15 protein-coding genes are annotated in these 26,114 nt (G+C 44.3%); 11 read left to right on the top strand and 4 right to left on the bottom strand.

The features are described 5' to 3' along the window. Window positions 1–198 precede the first annotated feature (198 nt). From FHS57_RS08655 to FHS57_RS08630, 6 genes are all read left to right on the top strand, one after another. Window positions 199–1,227: a sensor histidine kinase gene (locus FHS57_RS08655; protein ID WP_183972569.1), complete on the top strand. Its 1,029-nt coding sequence runs from the start codon at window positions 199–201 to the stop codon at window positions 1,225–1,227. Window positions 1,228–1,302: 75 nt separating this feature from the next. Beyond that, entirely contained in the window at window positions 1,303–2,025 is a 723-nt protein-coding gene (locus FHS57_RS08650; RefSeq protein WP_183972567.1) for a LytR/AlgR family response regulator transcription factor, read from the top strand. 159 nt (window positions 2,026–2,184) lie between these two features. Continuing rightward, window positions 2,185–5,586 (top strand): transglutaminase family protein, encoded by a 3,402-nt coding sequence (locus FHS57_RS08645; RefSeq protein WP_183972565.1) that lies wholly within the window; start codon window positions 2,185–2,187, stop codon window positions 5,584–5,586. Window positions 5,587–5,615: 29 nt separating this feature from the next. Continuing rightward, entirely contained in the window at window positions 5,616–8,183 is a 2,568-nt protein-coding gene (locus FHS57_RS08640; RefSeq protein WP_183972563.1) for a circularly permuted type 2 ATP-grasp protein, read from the top strand. Then, the gene (locus tag FHS57_RS08635; RefSeq protein ID WP_183972561.1) at window positions 8,173–9,048 is read left to right on the top strand and encodes a transglutaminase family protein; all 876 of its coding nucleotides are present in this window, start codon (window positions 8,173–8,175) and stop codon (window positions 9,046–9,048) included. Before FHS57_RS08640 ends, FHS57_RS08635 begins: the two co-directional genes overlap by 11 nt. 79 nt (window positions 9,049–9,127) lie before the next feature. Next, window positions 9,128–11,725, top strand: a complete 2,598-nt coding sequence (locus tag FHS57_RS08630) for a transglycosylase domain-containing protein (RefSeq protein ID WP_183972559.1) — start codon at window positions 9,128–9,130, stop codon at window positions 11,723–11,725. An 88-nt stretch (window positions 11,726–11,813) separates the two neighbouring features. Here the strand turns inward: FHS57_RS08630 and FHS57_RS08625 are convergent, their stop codons facing one another. Next, window positions 11,814–16,688: a T9SS type A sorting domain-containing protein gene (locus tag FHS57_RS08625; protein WP_183972557.1), complete on the bottom strand. Its 4,875-nt coding sequence runs from the start codon at window positions 16,686–16,688 to the stop codon at window positions 11,814–11,816. A gap of 40 nt (window positions 16,689–16,728) precedes the next feature. Further along, on the bottom strand, window positions 16,729–18,159 hold the full coding sequence (locus FHS57_RS08620; protein WP_183972554.1) for a glycosyltransferase: 1,431 nt from the start codon (window positions 18,157–18,159) through the stop codon (window positions 16,729–16,731). Between the two features lie 168 nt (window positions 18,160–18,327). On the opposite strand from FHS57_RS08620, the gene FHS57_RS08615 reads away from it, so the two are divergent. Beyond that, entirely contained in the window at window positions 18,328–19,194 is an 867-nt protein-coding gene (locus FHS57_RS08615; RefSeq protein ID WP_183972552.1) for an aldose 1-epimerase family protein, read from the top strand. Between the two features lie 59 nt (window positions 19,195–19,253). On the opposite strand, the gene FHS57_RS08610 is transcribed toward FHS57_RS08615, so the two are convergent. Further along, window positions 19,254–19,670 carry an acyl-CoA thioesterase gene (locus FHS57_RS08610; RefSeq protein ID WP_183972550.1) on the bottom strand — a complete coding sequence of 139 codons (417 nt, stop codon included), beginning with the start codon at window positions 19,668–19,670 and terminating at the stop codon, window positions 19,254–19,256. 9 nt (window positions 19,671–19,679) lie between these two features. Then, a complete protein-coding gene (mltG, locus tag FHS57_RS08605) occupies window positions 19,680–20,723 on the bottom strand; it encodes an endolytic transglycosylase MltG (RefSeq protein ID WP_183972548.1) in 1,044 nt (347 codons plus the stop codon). Between the two features lie 164 nt (window positions 20,724–20,887). On the opposite strand from mltG, the gene FHS57_RS08600 reads away from it, so the two are divergent. The 4 genes from FHS57_RS08600 to FHS57_RS08585 are packed head-to-tail and all read left to right on the top strand — an operon-like array spanning window position 20,888 to window position 25,396. Beyond that, entirely contained in the window at window positions 20,888–21,451 is a 564-nt protein-coding gene (locus tag FHS57_RS08600; protein WP_028523170.1) for a DinB family protein, read from the top strand. Window positions 21,452–21,472: 21 nt separating this feature from the next. Next, the gene (locus FHS57_RS08595) at window positions 21,473–22,378 is read left to right on the top strand and encodes an alpha/beta fold hydrolase (RefSeq protein ID WP_183972546.1); all 906 of its coding nucleotides are present in this window, start codon (window positions 21,473–21,475) and stop codon (window positions 22,376–22,378) included. After that, on the top strand, window positions 22,356–22,547 hold the full coding sequence (locus FHS57_RS08590; protein WP_183972544.1) for a hypothetical protein: 192 nt from the start codon (window positions 22,356–22,358) through the stop codon (window positions 22,545–22,547). Before FHS57_RS08595 ends, FHS57_RS08590 begins: the two co-directional genes overlap by 23 nt. An 11-nt stretch (window positions 22,548–22,558) precedes the next feature. Then, a complete protein-coding gene (locus FHS57_RS08585; RefSeq protein ID WP_183972542.1) occupies window positions 22,559–25,396 on the top strand; it encodes a TolB-like translocation protein in 2,838 nt (945 codons plus the stop codon). The last annotated feature ends 718 nt before the right edge of the window (window positions 25,397–26,114 follow it).

The following is a 26,114-nucleotide window of genomic DNA, read 5'->3' as shown; positions in this document are numbered from 1 at the left end:
TTTTGCGTGCTAAAAAAAAACCTGTTGTATCTTGCCAAAAGTCTGACAGAATACTGATTTTGGGTGTCGAACCGGTTGGTGGTCTTCCAACAGGTTTCCGTCAGCGTTTTGGAAGTGTTCGTCCTGAAAATAGCCTTGCATTTCCCAAAATAGTCAACTTTGCTGCCAGTTCAATCAACACAGGTAAACAGTACGCCCATGAATACTCCACAAAGTCACTGGCTCACTTCTTTTTTCGGGAAACAGCTCTATATTTACCTATCGCTTCTGTTCAGCGTTCCTTTATTTTTGATGATTGAAGTCTATGTCAGAAACGTAGGAATCCACGAAGATGAAGCCACGGCCTCGGCCATTACGTTTTTATTTGTAATAGGTGTATTTACGGGGAGGTATCTTTCTCAACTCTGGATTTCTCACCAAAAACCCATTGATAATGAATACGTTATTGCAATGATTCTGTTAATTATTGGGTGTATTATCGCGGTATTTGTTCTTCCGTTTCAGGGAAATAGACTCATCAAATTTTTATTTTGGATTCCCCTCGTATTTATCCCGTTGCTTTTGGGTGGTTTGATTAAAGTAGTGAGGCACAATGTTCAATTTCAATTGCGCGAAGCCCAAACGTCGGCCGCCCACAGTAAAAGTGAATTGCAGCTGCTACAGTCCCAGTTAAGTCCCCATTTTTTGTTCAACACGCTCAATAATTTGTACGGATTGTCGATTACGCAGCACGAAAAAATCCCACCGCTTTTATTAAAACTGGCCGATTTACTGCGGTATTCGGTCTATGATACCAAAGAAGTATTTGTTCCGTTGAAGGACGAACTGACCTACATCAACAATTACATTGATTTTGAGAAAATACGCATTGGAGAACGGCTAATGCTTACCGGCGCGTTCGAGTCACTTCCTCGACCCGACATCAAAATCGCCCCCATGTTGCTGATTGTATTCATCGAAAATGCCTTTAAACATTCCAAAAACACCGCTGAAGAGCATATTTTTGTAGAAATCACCCTCAAAACCTGGGCAGATTCAATTCTGTTCTCAGTCAAAAATTCATTTAGTCTGCCGCAAGAAGGCGAAAATGTGATTGACAAACACAGTGGTTTTGGTCTAGCAAGTATTAGAAAACGACTAGAATTGCTTTATCCTAATGAACATGAGTTGAAGATTGAAGAGACCGAGGGTTTTTATCAGGTCATGTTGCAGCTGAAGATGAAGTGAGAGATAAACGATGAGTTAGGAGATATGAGTAATTTTCGATTTCTTACTTCCTAATTCTTACTTCCTAATTCAATTATGCCCCAACTCCATTGCCTGATTGTTGACGATGAACCCATTGCGCGGGAAATCATCAAAGCGTATTGCAGTCATTTACCGATGCTTCACATCGTAGCTTCGGTGGGCAATGCGCTGGAGGCTAAAACGATTTTGCAAACTCAACAAATCGACCTTCTTTTTTTGGACATCAATATGCCCGTTTTGAACGGTATTTCTTTTCTAAAAACCCTCAAACATCCACCACAAGTCATTTTCACGACGGCCTACAAAGAATACGCCGTCGATGCGTTCGATTTGGCAGCTTGTGACTATTTGCTAAAACCCTTTTCTTTAGAACGCTTTATTGTGGCAGTGGACAAAGCATTGGAGAAAAGCCCCCTAACCCGCGCAGCGGATCGTCCCAATGGAGGTACTATTTACTCTGAGAAAACGGAGGATTATTTATTTCTGAAGGCAGATGGCAAAATTTTCAAAATCATTCACGACGACTTGCTGTTTGCAGAAGCACAGGGAAATTATACGAAGGTTGTCACCACGCAACATACGCTGCTGCCAAGTATGACTTTTTCAAGTTTTGAGGAATTACTTCCGTCAACGCATTTTTTACGGGTACATCGTTCGTTTTTGGTGAATAAAGCTAGAATCACCCACATCGAAGGAAATCGCGTTTTTATCCAGTCCTATGAGGTACCCATTGGTAGTAGTTACCGCGAAGGATTTCTAAAAACGCTGGGCCTTTGAATGATTGGCCTCCAATCGCTTATTACTCCTCAAAGGAAAAGTATAATTTTTCAGGTCTGGGCTTATTTTATCCAACATTTTTTGCTTTTTTTACATAGAACGTCTTTCGACGGTTTCTTGTCAACCCACTGTTAACTTCTTAACTTTTCGTTGCTGGCTATGTCAATAAAAGTTGCTATTTCCCACAAAACCAAGTACATCTTCGACCGTAGCGTAAGCCTTTCTCCTCACGTATTTCGGTTACGGCCAGCGCCCCACTCACGGACGCCCATCGAAGGGTATTCTTTCAAAATTTCGCCAAAGAATCACTTTATCAATTGGCAACAAGACCCTTTTGGCAACTACCAAGCGCGGGTTGTTTTTCCCGAAAAAACCACTGAGTTAAGCGTTGAAGTAGAGGTCATCGCCCGAATGCAGGTCATCAACCCATTCGATTTTTTTGTGGAAGAGTATGCCACAAAATTCCCATTTAAGTACGACGACCTTTTAAGCAAAGAACTACTCCCCTATTTAGAAGCGCGCGAGTCAGGGGCATTGCTGGTCGATTGGATTGAGCAAAACAAAATCACGACCGATATAAACACCGTTGACTATTTGGTACACCTCAATCAACGGATTTTTAGCGACTTGTTTTACAATGTACGCATGGAGCCTGGGGTACAAACTTGCGAAGAAACCCTTACCAAACGCAGCGGTTCTTGCCGCGATTCGGCTTGGTTGTTCGTGCAAGTGCTTCGTCATTTGGGCATTGCAGCGCGGTTTGTATCTGGTTATTTGGTGCAGCTGACCTCCGATGTCAAATCGCTGGATGGGCCTTCGGGACCTGAAAAAGATTTTACCGATTTGCACGCTTGGGTAGAAGCCTATATTCCTGGGGCAGGCTGGATTGGGTTAGACCCTACTTCAGGGCTGTTTGCCAGTGAAGGACACATTCCGCTTTGCTGTACGCCAGACTTTGCAAGCGCCGCTCCAGTAACAGGGGCCACTGACGTTTGCGAGGTTTCGTTTGAATTTGACAACCAAGTGTTTCGGATTCACGAAGACCCACGGGTTACTAAACCCTACAGCGAGGCGCAATGGGAAGCCATTATGCAAGTTGGAAATGTTGTCGAAAAAGACTTACAAGATGGCGATGTACGGCTCACAATGGGTGGCGAACCTACCTTCGTTTCAATTGACGATTATGAGTCGCCCGAATGGAATTCCGCTGCTGATGGCCCACTCAAGCGCAAATTGGCGTACGACTTAGCCTTGCGCTTAAAAAATCGCTTTGCCCACGGTGGTTTGTTACATTTCGGACAAGGGAAGTGGTACCCAGGCGAATTATTTCCGCGCTGGCAATATGCACTTTACTGGCGGAAAGACGGCTTGCCAATCTGGAAAAATGATGCGCTGGTAGCCAAAGAAAATGAAACAAATTATACGTTTGAAGATGCCCATATTTTTGCCCAAGAGCTAACAAAATACCTGGGAATCAATCCTCAAAATCTAAAGCCAACTTACGAAGACCCAATTTATTGGGCGTTAGAGGAAGGCAAACTGCCCGTCAATCTTGACCCGCTTGAGGTGAATCTCAAAGATTCGATTCAGCGGCAAACAATGGCTAAAATTTTTGAAAAAGGCTTAAACAACCCAACTGGCTACGTATTGCCCCTCAAATGGCAGTATGAAACCAACGCTTGGACAAGCTGTTTGTGGGAATTTAGAAGGAAGCATGTCTTTTTAATCCCTGGAAATTCTCCCGCTGGTTTGCGTTTGCCTTTAGAATCTTTGCCTAAGGTTGCCAAAGACAAAAAAGAGCCCATCGTAGAACGGAGCCCTTTTGAAGAATTGGATGACCTAGGAACCCACCATGCCACTGCCGAAAAAAGATTCGGAACCATTGCACCTGATTATCAACTACCTACCTCCTCCAAAAACGAGTCGAAAGAGGAAGAAGACAAATCCATTCTTTTTGAATTGAATACTTTCACCACTGCCTTGTCGGTGGAAGAAAGAGATGGAATTATTTACGTTTTTTTACCCCCAACCGATTATTTGGAGCACTACCTCGATTTGGTAGCTACGGTTGAGGTAACGGCCGAGAAATTACAAATGCCTGTGCGAATTGAAGGCTATACACCGCCTTCGGACTACCGTATCCAAAAATTGATGGTTACGCCTGACCCTGGGGTAATTGAAGTGAATATTCACCCCGCTAAAACTTGGCAAGAACTTGTTGACAACACAACGGCCCTCTACGAAGAAGCCTTTCTAGCGCGCCTTGGCACCGACAAGTTTATGGTGGACGGCCGTCATACAGGCACGGGCGGCGGCAACCACGTGACCATTGGTGGCGCCAAACCTGCCGATAGCCCTGTGCTTCGTCGGCCAGATTTGCTGCGTAGTTTGCTTACCTACTGGCAGCATCACCCCGCGTTGAGTTATTTGTTTGCAGGGCCATTTATTGGCCCTACCAGCCAAGCGCCACGTTTCGACGAAGGCCGCGATGAGCGATTGTACGAAGTTGAAATTGCCTTCGACCAAATCCCTGAAAACGAAGACGTTCCGTTTTGGATGGTGGACAGGATATTTAGAAACCTGTTGGTGGACATCACAGGCAATACCCACCGTACCGAATTTTGCATTGATAAACTGTACTCGCCCGACTCTTCTACGGGACGCTTGGGGATTCTCGAATTTAGGGCATTTGATATGCCTCCACACAAGCACATGAACTTGGTGCAAAACCTCTTGGTGCGGGCGTTGATTGCCAAATTTTGGAAACAACCTTACAAGAAAAAACTCATTCGCTGGGGTACGGAGCTACACGACCGCTTCTTGCTGCCTCACTTTGCATACCTCGACATGGTGGATGTCGTCAATGACTTAAAAGACGCAGGCTATCACTTCGACATTTCGTGGTTTGATGCCTTCTTTGAGTTCCGATTCCCGCATTATGGCAACATCGCCGTGGGTAACATTCAGCTAGATTTGCGACTTGGCATTGAGCCTTGGCACGTCTTGGGTGAAGAACTTTCCAGCGCTGGCACGGCTCGTTTTGTCGATTCCTCGCTCGAACGCCTTCAAGTCAAAGTAAGTGGTTTTGTGGAAGAACGTCACATCCTGATTTGTAATGGCTGCCGTGTGCCGTTGCGCAGCACAGGTGTGAAAGGAGAATACGTCTCGGGTATTCGCTACAAAGCCTGGAACCCACCGTCGGCGTTGCACCCTACAGTTGGTGTGGATGCGCCCTTGGTATTCGACATTGTGGATACTTGGAATAACCGCGTGCTGGGAGGTTGTACGTATTTTGTCACTCACCCAGGCGGCCGCAGCTTCGACACCTACCCTGTCAATAGTTATGAGGCCGAATCGCGGCGAATTAGTCGTTTCTGGGATTTCGGGCATACGCCTTCGGCCAAGCAAGACGCCATCGAAGTAATTACAAACCAAGGCAGTTCGGTTTCGCGTTTTATGGCCGAAAACAAAAAAGACCTCAAAATTGACACTCCTATTGAACTTATCAACCCTGAATACCCAACGACGCTCGACTTACGCCGTTTTTGGCGAGCGCGTTAGTAAAAACGTTTTTCTAAATACCCTATTTGATGCTGACTGATACCCAAACTAGCCTCCTCCAATCGTATCGACGCGAAATAAGTACGTATGATGAAGTCATTGGGGCCGATGGGCTGGTGAAGCCCCATTGGAACAAACTTTTTGCATCTTTAGAAAAAATAGGGTTAAAAGAACTTGACTATCGTAACCAAGAAATAATCAACAGGTTACGAGAAAATGGCGTTACGTACAATGTCTATGAAAGTGCCGATGGGCTCAATCACCCTTGGCAACTAGATCCCATCCCCTTTTTAATTGAACAAAAAGAATGGGAACAAATTACGCTCGGTTTAAAACAACGGGCGCAGGTCTTGGACTTGGTGCTGCGGGACATTTATGGCCCGCAACGCCTTGTCCATGAAGGCATACTTCCGCCCGAGCTTATTTTTGACAACACAGGATTTTTCCGCCCTTGTTTTGACGTAAAACTTCCTTCCGAAAACCAGCTGTTACTTTACGCAGCTGACGTCGCACGGGGACCCGACCGTCGAATGTGGCTGGTTGACAACCGTACCCAAGCGCCTTCTGGAGCTGGATATGCCCTCGAAAACCGCCGAATTATGAGCAAACTCCTTCCCGAACTCACGGAAGGGATGTACGTTGGGCGCTTGTTTCCTTTTTTTAATACCATTCACCAAACAATTCTCAGCCTCGCTCCTCACACCAAAGAGAACCCCAATGTGGTGTATCTTACCCCTGGGCCAAACAATGAAACGTACTTTGAACATGCCTATTTGGCCTCTTACCTTGGCTATACTTTAGCCCAAGGCGATGACTTGGTGGTGCGGGATGGCTATGTATGGTTAAAATCTTTGGAAGGGCTGGAGAAAGTGGATGTTATCATTCGGCGGGTTGACGATGATTGGTCTGACCCCCTCGAACTCCGCGAAGATTCTCGACTTGGTGTACCTGGGTTGCTGCATTCGATTCGTTCGGGGAAAGTAGCTGTTATCAACCCTCCTGGGGTCAGTGCGCTTGAAAACAGCGCTTTGTTGTCCTTTATGCAATCTTGTTCTAAGTTTTTCTTGCAACAAGACCTTCTCATGCCCTCTATTGCCACTTGGTGGTGTGGACAACAGAAGGAATTAGGGTATGTGTTAGACAATTTGCACCGACTTATCATCAAAAAAGCCAATCGAAAACAAAAATTTCGGTCGGTTTATGGCAAAACATTGTCCAAAGAAGCCTTAGCACAGCTTCGACTCGAAATCCTGAAAACGCCCCACGAATACGTGGCGCAGGAGGAGGTAAGCTTGTCCACGACGCCGTCGTTGGTCAATGGAAAAATAGAACCCCGTTTGGCCTCTTTGCGGGCTTATATGGTATCCAACGGCTCCGATTATTGCATGTTGCAAGGTGGCCTGACGCGGAGTTCGGCCGAAAAAGACCGCTACGTTATTTCTAATCAGTACGGCGGAATTTCAAAAGATACGTGGATTGTTTCGGATACAGTGGCCGAGACGCCAAGTCGGATGACCAACACGGTCAAAAATACGGCTACGCCACACAGTACTTTGCCCAGCCGAAGTGCCGAAAATTTATTTTGGGCAGGGCGTTATGCCGAGCGAACCATGTCGCTCACGAAGTTTCTTCGGATTGTAATCAGTGCTATCAACGAGAACGTGGACTTTCGCGGGTCGTTTAAGTTGGAATACATCGACATTTTGCTCAAATCGACCACGCACCTTACCCTCTCCTATCCAGGGTTTACGGACGAAAAAAATGAGCAGATTCGCGAAAACCCTTACAAAGAACTGGGTGAGTTGGTAAAAAACAGTCAAAAATCAGGAACTGTCGCCTCCAACGTCCAGTCATTTTTAAATAGTGCATTGGCCGTAAGTGACCGCTGGAATCATGATACCCGTAGGGTCATAACGTTGTTAGAAAACAGCTTGAAGAAAACCAAGAGCTTGGACATTCACAACCACAATTCCGTCCAAAATTTGTTGGATAAGCTCCACGGCAGGGTATTTACCTTTTACGGAACCCTCTCTGAATCAATGCCTCGCGACCATGCCTATCACCTCTTTGAAGCAGGCAAGTTGGTAGAGCGGCTTCTGGCCAAAATAAGTGTATTACGTTCATGTTTTAGTTTCAAAAATGACGTTAATACCGAAAACGAACTGATTGAAGCCGTATTGACCAATCATTACTTATTGGTACATTACCGTCAGCTGTACAAAAGTAGTTTTAACCTCGAAACCATGCTCGATATGGTATTGATGGACGACAAAATCCCGTATTCGATTGCCTACCAGCTTGATTTGTTGGCAAAATGTCTGGCCCAACTACCCAACGTTTCGCCAACTATCCGTTTAAACAAAGCGGAGAAAGCCGTACTAGAAGCAGCAACCCAAATGAAATTAGCAGATGTTTCGCGGCTTGTTTTGGGGTCTCCTAACAAGCCTTTCCGAAAAGATTTCGACCAGCTTTTGTCGCGCGTGGCCAACCTCATTTCCTCTGTCACGGTGAGTCTCACCGACACCTATTTTACCCATACCTTTATTCAGTCTGTCTTGGTAGAAAAATCTGTAAACGACGCTACTAATGAGGTATAAACTTACCCACCGAACCAAGTACAACTATTTTGGGTCTGTCTCTACCTATCATAGTTTGGTATGCCTGCAACCACGCCAACTTGAGGCGCAGATTTGTCGCCACTTTGAATTACGGATTTCGCCTGCTCCAGCCGAAATAGTCACCCGAACCGACTATTTTGGCAATACGCTCCATTATTTTTCAATTGACGTTGCTCACAAAGAATTGATTGTGGTTGCCGAAAGCGATGTTGAAAGTTTTGCCAAAGAACCCGTCAACGAGCCCCTTTCGATGACCTGCCAAGCAGCCAAAGAACATATCTGGGGTACGCGCGCCTTGAAGGTGGACTTGCTCCAATACCTACTTCCTAGTCATTTCATTGCTTGGGACGACGAAATTACCGCCTTTGCCCAACGCTTTTTTTTGCCCGACAAATTGCTTTACACCTGCGTCAAAGACCTTTGTCACGCCATTTTTACCGAATTTAAGTTTGATTCTAATTTTACGACCGTTCAAACGCCCCTGCAAACGGTGCTCAAAGAAAAACGAGGTGTTTGTCAGGATTTTTCACATTTGGCCATTGCCAGTTTACGAAGCATGGGTTTTCCAGCGCGTTATGTAAGCGGTTATCTGGAAACCCTACCGCCTCCTGGCAAAAAGAAACTCCAAGGCTCGGACGCTTCCCATGCTTGGGTATCGGTCTATATTCCGCCTTTTGGTTGGTGCGAATTTGACCCTACCAACGACATGATTCCGCAAGAACGCCACATTGTGACAGCCTATGGGCGCGATTACAGCGACATTGCTCCCCTAAAAGGTATTATTTTTAGTTCGGGACGGCATACATTATCGGTAGCCGTTGACGTCATTCCCAAAGGTCGATAAATAATTGGGTCAAACATCATTTTTTGATTTATCCCAATAACCCTATCTTTGACCCCAAAACTCATTCAGAATATCAGATATGCAGGATTTTTTGGAGAAAATAGGAGCACTTTGGCAGAAAATCACCACGCCTTTTCGAAAATTCGGGAAATGGCTCGGAGCTTTACTGTACCAGATGCTCGCCAAAATCGTGGGACCCGATCGTCTCAACGAATGGACCAACCAATACCAACAGCTTACAAAACGACTCTGGGATTACTACTACGCACGCGTTGATGTAAATTCACCCTACTACAAACCCGTCGTAACCGCCTGGAAAACATTTCTTTACGGATTTGGTGCTTTTGTTTTTTACATTTTTTGTGTCGAAACAAACTTCTTATGGCTCTGCGGAAGTATGCCGAGCGTCGAAGAACTACAAAACCCAAAAGTAGCGCAGGCTTCGGAGATTTATTCGGCAGATGGCAAACTTATCGGAAAATTATATACCGAAAATCGTACTCCCGTTGATTTCGATAGTTTGTCGCCTTACCTTGTTAAAGCCCTCATTGCGACAGAAGATGCTCGTTTTTATGAGCACTCGGGTATTGACTCCCGCGCACTTTTTGGAGTTGCCGTCGGAATTTTAAAAGGTGGCGAACGTGGAGGGGGTAGTACCATTACCCAACAGTTGGCCAAAAAGCTTTTTCGCACACGCCGTAAGTCGGCACGGGGGTTGCTTGGCAATATTCCTTTGATTAGAACGGTATTGTACAAAACCAAAGAGTGGTTGACGGCCATTCGGCTCGAACGAAATTTCTCCAAAGAGGAAATTTTGACGATGTATTTTAACACCGTTGACTACGGAAACAATACGTACGGAATCAAAACAGCCGCTCGTTTTTATTTCGATAAAGGACCCTACAACCTGACTATTCAAGAAGCCGCTGTGTTGGTAGGGCTTCAAAAAGGAACAACCCTTTACAACCCCGTTAAAAACTATGACCGTTCGCTTATTCGTCGGAATACAGTGATGAATCAGATGGTGAAATACGGGTATTTAAAACAGACGACCGTCGATTCGCTATCTAAATCGCCGATTGACCTCAAACTTACTCCCGAACGCTTTAACGACGAAAATAACGAATACGCAATTTATCAGTATTTCAACGGAAGTGTGGAAGATTTTATGGAAAAATGGGGGGAAGAAAACGATTACGACCCTTATAAAGATGGCCTAAAAATCTACACGACGATTGACTCACGGATGCAGAAATACGCCGTAGAGGCTACGTTTGAACGGATGAAAACACTCCAACAAACGTTTGAAAATCACTGGTTAAATCAAAATCCTTGGCGCGACGAAAAAGGGGTAGAAATTCCTAACTTTCTTACGGATGTAGCCAAACGTACCGACCGCTACAAAGCGCTTTCCAAACGTTTTTCCAAATTAGACTCGACCATCCGTCAGGATTCCATTTGGTATTATATGAATAAAAAAGATACCATGACCATTTATGATTGGAAAACGGGACGGGATAAAAAGGTCGTGATGAGCTCGATAGATTCGCTTAATTATTACAAACGCATTTTACGGGCGGGCATGATGGCCATGGATCCTTACACGGGTCAAGTAAAGGCTTGGGTGGGAGGTTTAAATTACAAGTTTTTCAAGTACGATGCGGTTCAGCAAGGAAAACGCCAACCAGGATCCACCTTTAAACCGTTTGTTTACTGCGCTGCCATCGACAGTTCGGCTTTTAATCTTTCTCCTTGTGATAAAATGAAAGACGAACCTTTTGAGATTGAAGTTCGGGAGAAAGTCAAAGGCAAAGACACAACCCGCATCTGGCGGCCCAAAAACTCTACGGGTGGTTTTACGTACCAAGAACTGACGCTTCGTAGGGCATTGGCTCGCTCCATTAACTCCGTTACGGCGCATTTGACCAATCGGATTGGGGCGCAGGCCGTTGTTAAATACGCTCAAAAACTAGGAATAACCACCGCACTAAAGCCCGTAGCTTCTATCGGACTTGGTCCTTTTGACGTCTCACTTTTCGACATGGTAACTGCCTACAGCGTTTTCCCTAATCACGGCAAACACACAGACCCTATCGTGGTGGCTCGTATTTTAGATTCTAATGGCAGTGAAATTGCAAGTTTTGCCCCAAAAAGTAAGCAGGTTATCAGCGAAGAATCAGCATTTTTGATGGTTCACATGCTCAAAGGCGGTATTGAAGAACCAGGTGGAACTTCGCAAAATATGTGGACTTTCGGTAGTTTATTCAAAAAAGGGTTTGAAATCGGTGGTAAAACAGGTACTACTTCCAACAACTCTGATGGCTGGTTTATGGGTGTCACCAAAGACCTTGTGGTAGGTGCATGGGTAGGCGGCGACGACCGAAGCATCCACTTCCGCAGTACGAACCTGGGCGAAGGAGCCAAAACAGCCCTTCCATTGGTGGGACGGTTCTTGGAAAAAGTCTATGATGACCCTAATATCGGCTACGTTCGTGGACCATTCCCTAAACCAACCATTGCCATCCTGAAAAGTTACCGTGATTGTGCGCCATCTTCACCGATTGAAAACTTAGCTGACTCGACTAGCACAGTCAATGATACGTTGGATATGTTACCAACATTTGATGAAAGTGACCACGACCCTCAAGTCCCCGTGGACACGACAAATTCTCGTTGATAATCGGTCGCAAATAACATCCAATAATGCAAAAACCCCGTTTAACTTTAAGGTTAAACGGGGTTTTATTATAGCAGAGCGACCAATGTTACTTACTCATTTTTAGCACTTTCAAGGTTGTTTGCTTAGAGCCCGCATTGATCCGTAGGAAATACATTCCGTTGACCATTTGACTCACATCAAACTCCTCTTGGTGTTGGTTAGATTCAGGAACAAACGAGCGTCCAAGCACTTTTCGACCAGAAATATCCATTAAATCTAGGTTTACCGAAACACCTTTTACATTTTTTACCTTCAAGTAAAGGGTCTGAGAAACAGGGTTGGGCGCGATTTCGGCGAGTTCATTTTGTTCTACTGTCGCCAAGCTTTCAGCCGCTTCTCTTGCAGCTCCTACGCCAATTCCATCTTTCGATTGGATTCTAAACCAGAATTCTTGATAGGCAAGCACATTTCCTTGCGCCTGACGAGTAGAAGGGTAAATACTTCCCCATCCTTTCATATCCCAGTAGCGAATACCAAGTTTATAAGAACCTTTGGGCAAGCCTACATCATAGATATTCCCGCCGCTACCATTGTCAAGATAGAACCCATAAGCAGGGTGGTTTTGTGCATAAAGTTCACGGAAACCATCACGGTTTGCATACATAAAATAGGGAGCGTTGTTTTCGTGGGTATTGTATGAACGCACCACGCCCGTTTCGGGAGCCGCCGACATATTATAGGTTATTGAACCATCAGTGCCTAAATTACAGGTTTCTACTTCAATCGTCCAGTACCGAGGAGCAATTTTGTTTACATTTTCTACAAAGTAAACCGTTGGGTTGTTTTGGGTGCTTTTTTCAAGGCTTGGCCCCGCATCTGGTGTGATAAAATTGGCACTCCAATCCGATTTCGTAACCACAGCTCCCGACTTCACACCCGATTGTGAACCACCTACATTATAGACCGTTAGGCTAAATGCCCGCCAGTTTATTACTTTAGAAGCACTCATTGGTGTCTCACAACCGCCCGTCAAAACACATTTGGCACTGTATGACGCCGTTGACATAGAAGCAGAACTTACTTCTAAAGTCGCTCCGTTTACGTTTGTATTCCAAACCACTGTTGAGCCAGCAGGGCAATTGGTTGTCAAACGAGCCGTTTGGCCTGCACACAAGTTATCATCGCCAATAACCGACACTATTGGAGCTACGCCTGCTTGATAAACAGTGAAAGTAACCACATCACTGGCTTCGCTCATACACCCACCCGCACTTTGGCATTTAACGTAGTACGAAGAGGTCGTTGTTGGCGTTTGACTTGGTAAGGTTACAGGTTGGTTCGTTGCTGCATTATACCAAATTGTCACCGTATTTCCACAACTAGCATTCGATAAAAATGGCACAGATGCGCTTGAACTACAAATACTTAAAGGCAAAATTGTTGCAGTTGGCTTTGGAAGAGCTGGGTAAATTCGCAGTGACATAGCACCAGATTCTGGCCCTAAACACGCTTCAATACCTGTCCCTGCTTGGCAACGTACCCGATAATTGTGATTGTTCCCATCCACCATTTGGGTTGGAATTGTTGCCGAATATTCAGCACCATCGACAGAAATCAATAGCTGTTGGCCGCTTGGGCAAGCGCTAGAAAACGTAATATCTGCGCCTACCAAATCACAAAAACTAGCCGATTGTCCAACCGTAACCATTTGTCCGTCGGCCGTTAAACTAACGTTTGTTGGTATACTTCCCACTGGTAAAGCTGTAAAAGTAATTTTTGCGCGTTCAGCACTTTCACAACCCGTCAAGACGTCTTTGCACGCTACGTAGTAATCTTTTGTCACCAAAGGTGTCTGATTTGGCACCAACACCGTACTGCCACCCGTTGGAGCATCGTACCACATCGCTGTTTTATCAGTCCCACAGCTTACCGTTGAGTACATAGAGACAGGCTCCAACACAGGACAGCGGCTACTAGGTACCAGCCCTCCTGTTACTGTCAGCGTAGGCAATGCTTTTACTTGAACTGAAGCTGTCGTAGAAGTTGAACAACCGTTATTGCTCACCAAATAAGTAACTTGAACAAAACCCGCACTTACGGCTGTTAGTTGACCCGTAGTAGAGTTAACTGTTGCTACTGCGTTATTATTTCCGCTCCAACTACCACCACCTAAACCATTGGAAGTAAGCGTCATGGTATTACCAGCACAAACTGACAATGGAGAAATCGTTCCTGCGTTTGGCAAGGCTTTGCCCGTAATGGTTTGATTAACTGTAAACGAACAGCTAGGATTAAGCGCATAAATTGCGGTAACCGTAATAGCTCCCGCTCCCGTAACCGTTAATAAATTTCCAGAGACCGTAGCTGGGCCAGTTGCAGAGAATGTTACTGCACCACTTGCCGAAGTAGTGAGGGTACGGGTTTCGCCTACGCACATTGCTGCATTGCTACTCGTCATCGCAAACACAAACGTTGTATTGGTGCCCGCGACATTAAACGCATCGGAGTCTTGGTTGGTAATTGTTCCCGTGTTATTAGAAATAGCACTCGCCGCCGTAAAACCATCTTCTTGTTTGGTAATAGCCCCCTCATTGTTAAACGTACCAGAAGTGTTAACAATAGCGGGTCTTGATTCTATCGTAGCACAGGTTTGATTGGTGAACGTTCCTTGGTTATCAATCCCTTTCGCCGTACTACTTGCGGCCCTCAGCGCCATCGTAATAAAGATTTGCGAATTGGGCGCATTGGTAAACGTTCCTGTATTTAAAATTCCTTTTTGTCCAGCCTTGCCAATCCGAATCAATTTATTGTTGATAAAAGTAGCCGCGTTGTTAATCCCATTGAAGGCTAAGCTATCGGTTTGGGCAATGAGAATTTCTCCATTATTGGTAAAAGTTCCAGTTGAGATACCTATCCCATCGGTAGTTATCATATCAAGGAGAATTTTTCCCGTAGCGGTGTTGGTAAACGTTGGGCTTGTTCCAAATTGGTCTATTCCCTTTGATCCCACAGTATCGATTTCTATAACGCCAGCATTGACGATAGTACCACCATTATTGTTAATGCCAATTTGATGACGCCCACCTTCCACTCGGCCGTTGTTATTAAACGTTCCTGTATTGTTTAACAATGGGCTACCAAAATTAGAAAAAACCAAAGACGCATCATTCTGAATCGTACCTGAATTAATGATTGGTGACCCAATATAGACAGCATTAATGCTGAATGTACTAGGCAAAATTAATTTACCAGAATTTTCAATTACATTGTTTATACTGTGAATTTTATGCTCCCCATCAATTGTCATGTAACCAGAATTTTTTATAAAAAAATTGGTATTAAACCATGCCCTAGCAAGAGCTGAACCCACGATAAGCGTATCGCTATTATCGAAAGCTCCACTGGCAGTAGTCCCAGAACTTCCAAAAGTTACTGGGACATTGATACTCATGTACTTCTCGTTTTTGATAAATGAGGTAAACGCTTCCGCTGAAATAGAACCATTTAAATGAGTAAAGCGCCCCTTATTAAGCATGAGCGGTCCTCCTAAGTATTTAAACGAGGTACTACAATTATTTACAAAAAGTGCATTGGGTTCATTCAGAATGGAAGAAGAAGCCGAGGAAATTTTTAAGGTACAACCTGTGGAGGTCATAAAGGTGTTTAGGTTCTTTATGGCCGAGCCACCAGTTGCTGAAATATCAAAGGTTGCTGAACCACCCAGCGAAATAGTTCCTCGGTTGACTATCGCAAATTGACTCGCCTGCACTGTCCATATTCCATTATTAGTGATACTCCCTGTGGCATTGTTTACGACAGCGCTATCGGCGTTATAACTTGTCTCAAACAAATTGTTATTTTCAATGACTCCCTCATTTCTTAGATTGGTTGTTGTGGTACTAGTAATCCAAAAGCTCCCTGTAGCCGTATTTAGCAACTTCGCACCATTTCGGTTATAAACCCCTCCCTTATTTCCTCCACTCTTCACCCTAAATGTGCCTTCATTGAGCAGGTATTTTTTATTGTCAAACAAAATCCCATCTTGATGCTCTTTTACTTCAAACGTTGCCCCTACCCTATTTATCACTGAATCGGCATTGATAAACTGCGGGCCCGTATCTCCAGACTTCACAATCAACGTACCTGCATTGTCAATTTTTCCTTCATTAGAAACCCCGCCGTTTTTGGCACTTTCGACGTTAAAAACGGCCGCTGAGGTTGTGTTCAACAACTTAGCCCCCGAATAATTATAGAAGCCTAACGACAACCCTCCATAGACATTGAAAGTACCTGAGTTAGTAATCGTACTCGAATTTTTAAGACGACTTCCTGTACCCTTGGCGACCGAAAAAGTAGCAGTGTTTACTAACGACGCTCCCGCTTGGTTAATAAATCCGTCACGAAAAGCAGAATCCAGCTCGGTTGTGCCGTTGTTGGTAAATGTTCCTCCGTTGGTGACACCATCGACGTCACTCCCCGTAACCCGTAGTTTTCCTCCACTGGCCACAGTGACACTCGCGCCCGCGGCAATCGTAAGAGAACGTGCGCCCGCGTTGGCTGTCACTACTGGATATCGTCCATTTCCAACCACTGGAATTTGAACATGGTTACCTATCAAAAAACCAAAATTTGGTGTACCCGTAGCCACGGCACTATTCACCAGCCAGTTGCCTGCCGTATGCCAATCGGTGCTAATAGCACCCGACCACACATAAACATCCAAAACTGGTGGATTCGTCATTTTTTTGACCGAAATGACTCCGAAAGTTTCGGGTACAATCGTACCGCCCGCAGTGGGAGCAATCAAAGCCCAAGGCTCATTATTAGAAACTTTGACTTCGTTTCCTTTGAGCGTATAGGTACCGTTTTGTTCCTTTAATGAAACCTTTCGGCGCGATTTGTTGGGAGCAGACCACGCTTGACCAGCTGCCCAACAGAGCAAGACAAGCAAATACAGAAGGCGTTGTTTAGAAATAGACATTTGACATGTGGGGATTTATTAATTAACAATAGAGTAAAATTCAATACGTTGTAAAGATTTCCTTTTCTGAGCGTATCGGGCTGGATTTTTCATCTTCAAGGTGTTCGGTTTTGTGCCAATACAAGGGAGAAATGAAGTACTCAGCATACGCCTTCACCCCCGATGCTATATGAAGAATTAAGTACAAAAACCAATCCTTTAAAATACGCAGCGGCGAAACTTCAATGCCCATGCGTCGGTAGGTCAGGTAATTTATGGCACAGGTGAAAACTAGATTGAGCGAAAACAATCCCCAAAGCGCCACGCTCATGATATAGACATTCCAAAGGGAAAGATTGCCCCACGTCATATAAACGGGAATATATAGATTAAAGAAAGGCACCAGTGCCGCCGAAATCATGGGCAACCAAAAACTTATCCATGCTTCTCCCCGCCAGCTATCACTCATAAACGTACGCCCCAAATGCACCAATTGCGTAATAAACAGCCCTTTGTTCCAACGCGTACGCTGGTTTATCCAACCTTTGGGCGTATCTGGACAGGTTTCGGTCGTGACAGAATCGAGGATTTGGAGTTTAACTCCATTCTCTGATAGCCGCACACTCAGGTCGGCATCTTCAGTCACGTTGAAAGGATCCCATGCACCTGCCTCTTCAAGGGCTTTTTTGGAGACAAAAAACGAATTTCCCCCGAGTCCAAAGGGTAAACCTTGCGCCGATAACTCACTCAAATGCCGTTCGTACCACTCGAAATATTCACCCGCAAAGTTTCGGGTGAGCCAGTTTGTCCCTGCGTTTGAAATACGAATTTTCGACTGAAAACATGTTTCTTTCTTAGCCTGTAAAAGAGCAGTGGCAGCTACTTTCAATTGACTAGGCTCTGGCCTACTTTCGGCATCATACACCGTGATATACGTACCCGTAGCCTCGCTAAGTGCGTACAACAATGCCCGCCCTTTGGTAAAAGGAGGAAGCTCAGGTATGTGAATAATCCGAAAAGAAAATGGCAAATCAATTTGAGCCAGGCTGCGTTGGGTAACCACATCGGTATCTTCCACAACAATCAACACCTCTTTTTGGTCGCTGGGATAATCTAAATTTTCAATGGCTTGCAGAGTCGCGTGGATTACTTCGTCTTCGTTTTTTAGGGGTACTAGAATCGAAAACTTCGGCCATTCTTCCACTAACATCGAAGCTGTTATGCTTTTTTTTGTTCGACGAAAAAAGTTGTTACTTACCCTAAAACTCAACAGCAAGATGTAGTTAAGAAAACCTAAGCCAAATAAAAACAATCCCAGTGTTTGCGAGAAGAATACGCCCGTTATGATGACAACAACAACCAATGACAATAGAAGAATGCGCGTACGTTTGCCTATTTTTAGGAGAGCAGTTTTATCGCCAAGTAACGACAACTGAAATTGCGCACGTGAGTCCATCAAAAGGCTAGAGTTAAAATAGAGTTTTTGTAACATGAGTAAGAGTCTGAAATTATGGATTTTACTGTTCTCCGCCAACTTTTTTGAGTTATATTTCTAGCAAACACTGTTTTTCTATGCCTTATTGTCAATTTTTGCAAACTTGTTCACAATTCACTCACTCTAAGCCTCATTATTTTACCTGTACAAACCTTCAACTACGCAATGATACAACTTAAAAATACCCACCTCCAAGTTCAGATTCATCCCAAAGGGGCAGAACTTCAACAACTATTTCATGTACCCTCGCAATCAGACTATCTCTGGAATGCACAAGCTGTTTGGGGCAAACATTCACCTGTTTTATTCCCCATTGTTGGAAGCTTAAAGGGCAATACCTATCGTTACCAGAAAATTGACTATCAACTACCTAGACATGGATTTGCTAGGGATAAAGTCTTTTTAGTCGAAGAACAAACCGAAAATAAAGCCACTTTTTTACTTACCCAAGATGAAAGCACTTTGGCCAATTATCCGTTTGAATTTGAATTGAGGCTTATCTACGAAATTGTGCAAAATCAATTAAACGTTACGTATCAGGTTCATAATCCTGCCGCAAATCAATTGTGGTTTTCTGTGGGAGGCCACCCTGCTTTTCATGTACCTTTTGATAAGAAAAGAACGTACGATGACTATACGTTAAATTTTAATACAGAAGAAGAATTATGGCGTTGGCCTTTGTCGCCTGACGGACTTATTGAAACTCAACCTACGTTGGTTTCAACAACAAATAGCTTGGCTTTAACCAAGTCACTTTTTTACGAAGATGCACTGGTATTTAAACACCTCAACTCTACTGCCGTTACGTTAAGCTCAGTAAAAGGTAGCAATTCATTTACGTTTGGCTTTCGTGGTTTTCCTTACGTGGGCATTTGGGCGGCCAAAGATGCCGACTTTGTGTGCATTGAGCCTTGGTGTGGAATTGCTGACAGTGTCGATTCTACGCAAGAATTGACGCAAAAAGAAGGAATTATTTGCCTAGAAAGTAACCAGACGTTTGAACGTACTTGGTCGGTTTCCATTGCTGAGTGAGACTAAAAAAGGCAAGCCTCCGAGTTAAACCAATTCGGAGGCTTGCCTTTTTTGTAATGCTATTTAGGTTCGTAAAACCCTTGCAGTCGCTCAATCATTTCTTTGGGAGCGCGCGTTGGGCGGTTGGTCGTTCGGCTTAAAAACAAAAGTGTCGTTTTTCCTGTGTTCAACAATGTGCCTTCCTGGTTCCGTATTTCGTACTCAAAGACAATCCGTGCCATTGGTAACTCTGGAATCGTCACTTTGATGCTAAGTTCATCATCATAACGAGCGGGTTGGAGATAACGCGAATAATTGTCATACACGGGCATCATTATGCCACTGTCCTCCATCTCGCGGTATGACATACCCAAACTACGCAAGGCTTCTACCCGACCAATTTCATAAAAACGGCCATAATTACCGTAATACACGTATCCCATTTGGTCGGTATCGGCGTAACGAACACGGACGCCTTTGTACTCATAGACAAACATGGGCAGTGATTATTTGATGTTTAATTTATTAAGCGCCTCTTGGTATATTTTTGCGTTTTTGAGGTGATCTTCGTACGTAACTGCAAAGTCGTGGTAGCCCAATAATTTACCATCAGGGTCGATTTTTACGCAGAAATACAAGTAATCATGCTGTTCGGCGTTCAAAACGGCGTTGATGGCATCCGTGCTTGGGATGTTGATTGGCCCTGGAGGCAATCCCAAAACGCGGTACGTATTGTAAGGAGAATTGAGGGCCGAATACTTACTCGTTACCCGCTTAATGCTAAAATCACGCCACGCAAAAATCACCGTTGGGTCAGCCTGTAAAGGCATACTTTGTTTGATACGGTTGAGATACACACCCGCAATGCGCGGCATTTCGTCGGTTCGGTTGGTTTCGGCGTCCACAATCGAGGCCATTACCGACACTTCTGCTTTGGAATAACCCAAAGCCTTGGCTTTAGCGATTCGTTCGGGCGTCCAAAACTTGTTATACTCATCGTGCATACGTCCCAAAAACTTATCCACTTTGGTTGTCCAAAATATCTCATACGTATTTGGCAAAAACATGCTTACGATGTTTGTGGTATCAAACCCGTACTTTTGGCATACCAGAGGGTCGTTCAACAATCGGCCTAAAGTATCTGCTCCAAACGCAAATTTTGCCCCAATTCGCTTCACCAAATCCTCTTTAAGTCGAATATTATTGAAGGTCAAGCGAACAGCATCTTGACTGCCATTGCGAAGTTTTTGGATGGCCTCTAAGTTTCCCATTTTACGGGTTAGAACATACCGTCCAGGTTTTACTTTTTCGGGTAAATCGAGCAATTTAGCCAAAAAACGAAACGACATCTGGTCATTTACTACGTCGTTTTTTTTGAGCGAGTCGAGCACCGTTTCGTAGGTAGCCCCCGCAGGAATCAACAGGGCAAAGTCTTTGTCTTTCCCTTGTTGAAAGTTGGGTGTTTTGGCCAATTGCCAAAAATAAAAGGAGAATGATGTGATGATTACCGTAACGGTAACAAACAAGCCAATTTGAAAATTACGAGACATGATAATGAGTCAATTTGAACAAATGAACGAGGCTGCCAATAGAATCTACGGTGCAAAAGTACACGTTCACTTTGGTTTTTCTACGAAAACAGTCGCAAGTTTACCGAACAAAACAAGAATTGAGTACCTTTGGAGTTTAACAAAGATTGTCTTATAACATCACAATGGACGCAAAAGAAGAGTTATTACGCATTATTGACCAATTTAATCTAATCTACGAAAGTGAAGGAGCATGGCATGGGCCATCGGTGGTAGAAGTATTGAGCGATGTATCGTGGGAAATGGCTGCCGAAAAAATCATGCCGAATACCCATTGTATCGCCGAACTTCTTTATCACATGACCACCTGGCGCATCTTTGTCATCAAACGATTACAAGGTGACGGTGAGTATGAAGTAACAAAATCACGCGACTGGAAGACGTTCCCGATGTTTGATGAGTTTGAATGGGAAGCACTCCAAATGGAACTTAGTTTGAGCCAAGAAGAGCTTATTGCGGAGCTTGAAAAGCGGGAAGATGACGAATTTTTAGAGGAAATCGTACCAGGACGCGAGTACGATTATTATACCATGCTTCACGGAATTTTACAGCATGATTTGTACCACGCGGGTCAAATCTCCATTCTCAAAAAAGCACTTACTTACAAAGGTTTGGGCAAACAAAGCCGTAACGACGAAGACGACTATTACCGCTCAGGTGGTATTACAGACTTCAATGACATGTACTAAGTCGATATGCCTTAGCCAATTATGTATCCAACCCATCATTCACGACATTCTTTGTTGGCTTTGCTGTGTTGGCTGCTGTGTAGCAGCGTAGTTGCCCTTGCCCAATCTAAAACCGTCTCGGGTAGATTGGCAGTCAATGACACTCGGCTGTATTACGAAGCGGCGGGAAAAGGCGAAACAGTGGTCTTGATCCATGGATTTGCCCTCGACAACCGACAGTGGGATAGCCAATGGTCAAAATTAAATAAACGATACCGAGTTATTCGATACGACGTGCGTGGGTTTGGACAATCAGCCCGCGCACGCGACCCCCACGACCCCACCGACGACCTCAAGGCATTATTAGATTCATTGGGTATCACACAAACGCACCTTGTTGGGGCGGGAATGGGTGCTAACATTGCACTTCATTTTGCGGCTCGTTATCCTCAACGTGCCCTTAAAATCGTTGCTGCTAACACCGAGCTTGATGGTTTTGAGGAATATACCCCCGAATTATCGGCGTCGCTTCACAAAGCCGTTGGCATTATTTCTCAGCAAGGGTGGCACGACGAGCAGCAAGAATTTTGGCTTCGTTCGCCTTTCACGCGTTTGTACGCGGCCGAAGATCGTGCAGTGATTCGACTAAGTGAAATGACCGCCGACTACCACGGCGACCACCTCATCAATCCCCGCATCAACCCGTACTTTGGCCCCCCTCATACCCTTGAGTTGCTTCCAATTATCCAAGCTCAAACCCTTATTTTGACAGGAAGTAAAGAAGAGGAAACGTTTCATCGGATGGCGAAAGTGATGGCCGAGCGAATTCCCAATTCTTCTACCTTTGTCATTAAAAATTCAGGGCATTTGTCCAACCTTGAGAAATCAACCATTTTTACTTCAACACTTCTTCACTTCTTAAAAAATGGAATTAGACAAACGCCGTAGATGGTCTAAAATCGCAGCCATTGGCATGGGCTTTGCCACCCTGGTCAGCATTTTTGCAGGCTTTTATGTAGAATGGAACTTCCCGCGTATCTTGATGGTGATTTGCTTTGGCGCAAGTGCCGTTTTATATACGTACCAATACCGACAATTACAGAAAGAGGAAGAATAACATCCGCTCTTATGCAGTACAGAAAACTTTATTTCGCCGCCCTTCTTAGCACAATGGGCACGTATTCGTTTGCCCAAGACCAATTTGGGGGACACATCACAGGCCAGCAGTGGCAAGTCATTTCTTCGCCATCGGCCAACATTATTTTTCCAAAAGGCATCGAACCGCAAGCTCAGCGAGTGGCTAACGTGGTGAATTTTATAGACCTTAACAACCGTCGTTCCATCGGTGACAAAAAAGGACGCATTAACATTGTTTTGCAGACCCAAACCGTTAACCCCAACGGATACGTAGCCCTAGCACCCTTTCGGTCTGAGTTTTTTTGTACACCTCCCGCATCCAATCTCCTTTTGGGAAGCCAAAATTGGCTGGATGTGTTGTCTGTCCACGAATACCGTCACGTACTTCAAACCCTCAATGCTCGGCGAGGTATTACCAAACTTGGTTCAATTTTGCAGGGACAAGGATTATGGGCTGTGATGAGTGCTTTGAGTATTCCTAACTGGTACAGCGAAGGAGATGCCGTTATTTCTGAAACCGCCCTTAGTAAAAACGGGCGTGGAAGAACCAGCTTTTTTACCCTTGAGCAACGTTCGTTGGCCAACGTCGGGGTAAATTATTCCTACCAAAAAAATCGGAATGGTTCTTATCGCAGTCTCGTGCCAGACCATTATCGACTTGGCTACTTGATGCTGACCCAAGCTCGTCAATTGAAAGGAAACGACATTACGGCCAAAATCCACGCCGAAGCTGCTCGCTACAAAGGAATTGTGTATCCATTTTCGAGAGCACTCAAACGTAACCTTGGCTATAATTCTACCAATTTGTACAAGCTTGCCTGGAAAGAAAATAAACAAGCGTGGCAAGAACGCCTCGATGCTACGGCGTTGATTCCAACGCAAGCCGTCACCCAAAAAAACAAGCGAACGGTGACTGACTACCGTTATCCACGGGCTTGGAAAAATGACATTCTCGTTGCTCGAAAAAGCAGTTACAAACAAACCGACCAGCTTGTCCAGCTCGAAAACGGCAAAGAAAAAGTACTGACAACCATCGGCTATAACAACGACGATTTCTTTAGCCTGAACGGAAACACTGTCGCATGGGCCGAACTATCGCGCAACCCGCGTCGCGGTTATCAGGATTTTACCAACATCTATCTATTTGATTTACAAACCCAACAAAAAAGACAACTTACCCACAAAACCCGCTATTTTTCTCCTATCGCCTCGCCCGATGGCCGTAAAATTGCGGCGATCTATGTATCTCCGATGCTGAAAAACGAAATTCACGTGCTAGATGCCATTTCAGGAAAACTATTAGAAACCATCACTAGCCCTGACAATTATTTCTTTTCTCGGCTGGCATGGACCGAAAACGGGGACGCACTGGTTAGCATTGCCAAACACCAAAGCCAACTGGCACTTGCCAAAATTAACGTCAATGAAAAAGGAATTACACTTTTAACTCCTTGGACGTACCATACGATTGAATCGCCAGTCATTTCCAACGATAAAGTCTATTTCAATGCCTCCTTTTCAACCATCGATAATATTTATTGTACTGATTTAGCGGGGAGCAAAAAAATCTCAAAAGTCACCTCCGTTCCCGTAGCTGCTTTTGAGCCCGAAATAAGCAAAGACGGCAAAACGCTTTATTTTTCGGAGTTTACCAACATGGGCTATGTCATTTCAAAACAATCACTTGAGGCCAATAACTCGTCCGAATTTGTGGTGAAAGAACCCTTTGAATTGCCCATTTTTAAAGCCTCTAATTTTCCTGAAGAAGGAGGTTCAATTTTTGAAAAACTACCGACTCAAGAATATGGCGTAAAATCTTACCGAGGGTTGTTCAAAGGCTTAAAGTTGCACAGTTGGAACATTATTCCATCGCCAAGCAATCCGTCTTTAAGCGTCCAATTCGATAATTTCCTGAACGATGTTTCACTGAGTTTTGGGGGAAGTGCCAACTTTAACGAAGCGGGGAGTAATTCGTTTAATGCCTTGCTAAAAATTGCCCGTTTTTACCCTGATTTTACCTTCATGACGGAATATGGACAACGTAGTACCGCCGTTTTGCGCAACAACCAAGTGGTTAATCAGCAGTTCAACGAGCTTGACCTTTCAGCCCAGGTAGCGATTCCTCTTCGCTGGCTCAAAGGCAATTTCTCTACGTCGCTTATGCCTTATGTCACACTCACGCAGCGAAATTTGACCAATTTTACCATTGATAACGTAGCTAGTAAGCCCGACAACTCGTTTTTGAGTAGTAATGTGGGGCTTACCTTTAGCACAGTTCGTCGTAGGGCCTACCAAAACGTTGGGCCAAGACTTGGTTTTGCTCTCCAATTGGCCAGCATTTCTACCCTAAATAGGGACGACAATTCCAAAACCGTTGCTTCTAGTGCGGTGTATCTTCCAGGCATTGGTAAAAATCACGCCATTCAAGTCAGAGGAGCTTTCCAGAAAGAACTCTTGAGTAATTCTTACCAATTCTCCGATACCTTTGTCTATCCACGCGGCTACAACGCCCCTGCCAACGACCAAGTGACAAGCCTAGCGGTCAATTATGACTTACCACTTTTTTACCCCGACGCGGGTTTGTTCGGAATTACGTATTTTAAGCGAGTAAGGGCCAATCTTTTTTACGATTACGCCATGACCGAACGACTTATAGCGAAAACCAAAACTACCTACCGTTCGGCAGGAGCTGAACTTATTTTTGACAATACTTTTTTGAATATCTTACCCCTCAGCATTGGGCTTCGGAATTCGTTTTTACTAGACAAAGACCCCATTAACCCAAGCCAATCTTTCCATTTTGGTATATTCGTTTCGACGGGTTTGTGATTTAGATTTGAAAAACAATCAAAAACAGATGCAGAAACAACACATTGTTCATAGTGGAATAGATAGATTCATATTATCTACAAACTCAATTGAATAATGGATATGAAAATTACCATAGATTAACCATTTTCAAGCGAGTCTGCCAGAAATACGCTTAATCGGCACTATTCACACGTTAATGCAGACAATATAAAATACAAAAAACTAATTACACAATGTACTTAGTAAATGCTTCCGTAAAATAAAATGTTACTTTCAGAGGATGCAAAGCGTCGTAAGAATAGCTATTTTTACGGCCAATAATCCATAAATATTCCTCTAAGAACCTGAACATATTCTGTTCATCAAAAAAACTATGAAGTTGTTTTATGGCTAGTCGTAATTAATTCCTTTCTGAATTGTGCTGATTATGAACCGTTTGAAGATGTACTGGAAGCTTACACTAGTTTTATTTTTTACGTATTTTATTCATTTGCACTGTTTTTCCCAGTGTAAGCAAGACTATTCTTGGGCAACTTGGACTAACTTTAAAGGAAGGGAAGCAACTGGCACTATCCAAGTGAATGGCCGCCCTGTTAACGTCACCATGAGCGCCAATTATGAGTTTGGTTCTACTGACAAAATATATGGGTTTGAGAATTTTAGCGGGTACAGTGGCGTAACTGTAATCCCAAACGCTACTGTTCCAAGAACAGAGTGGACTGCTGGTGCAGACGGA

Origin of the sequence: Runella defluvii (assembly GCF_014195535.1) — a bacterium.
Lineage (GTDB): Bacteria > Bacteroidota > Bacteroidia > Cytophagales > Spirosomataceae > Runella > Runella defluvii.
This window is presented reverse-complemented; position numbering and strand designations above follow the sequence as displayed.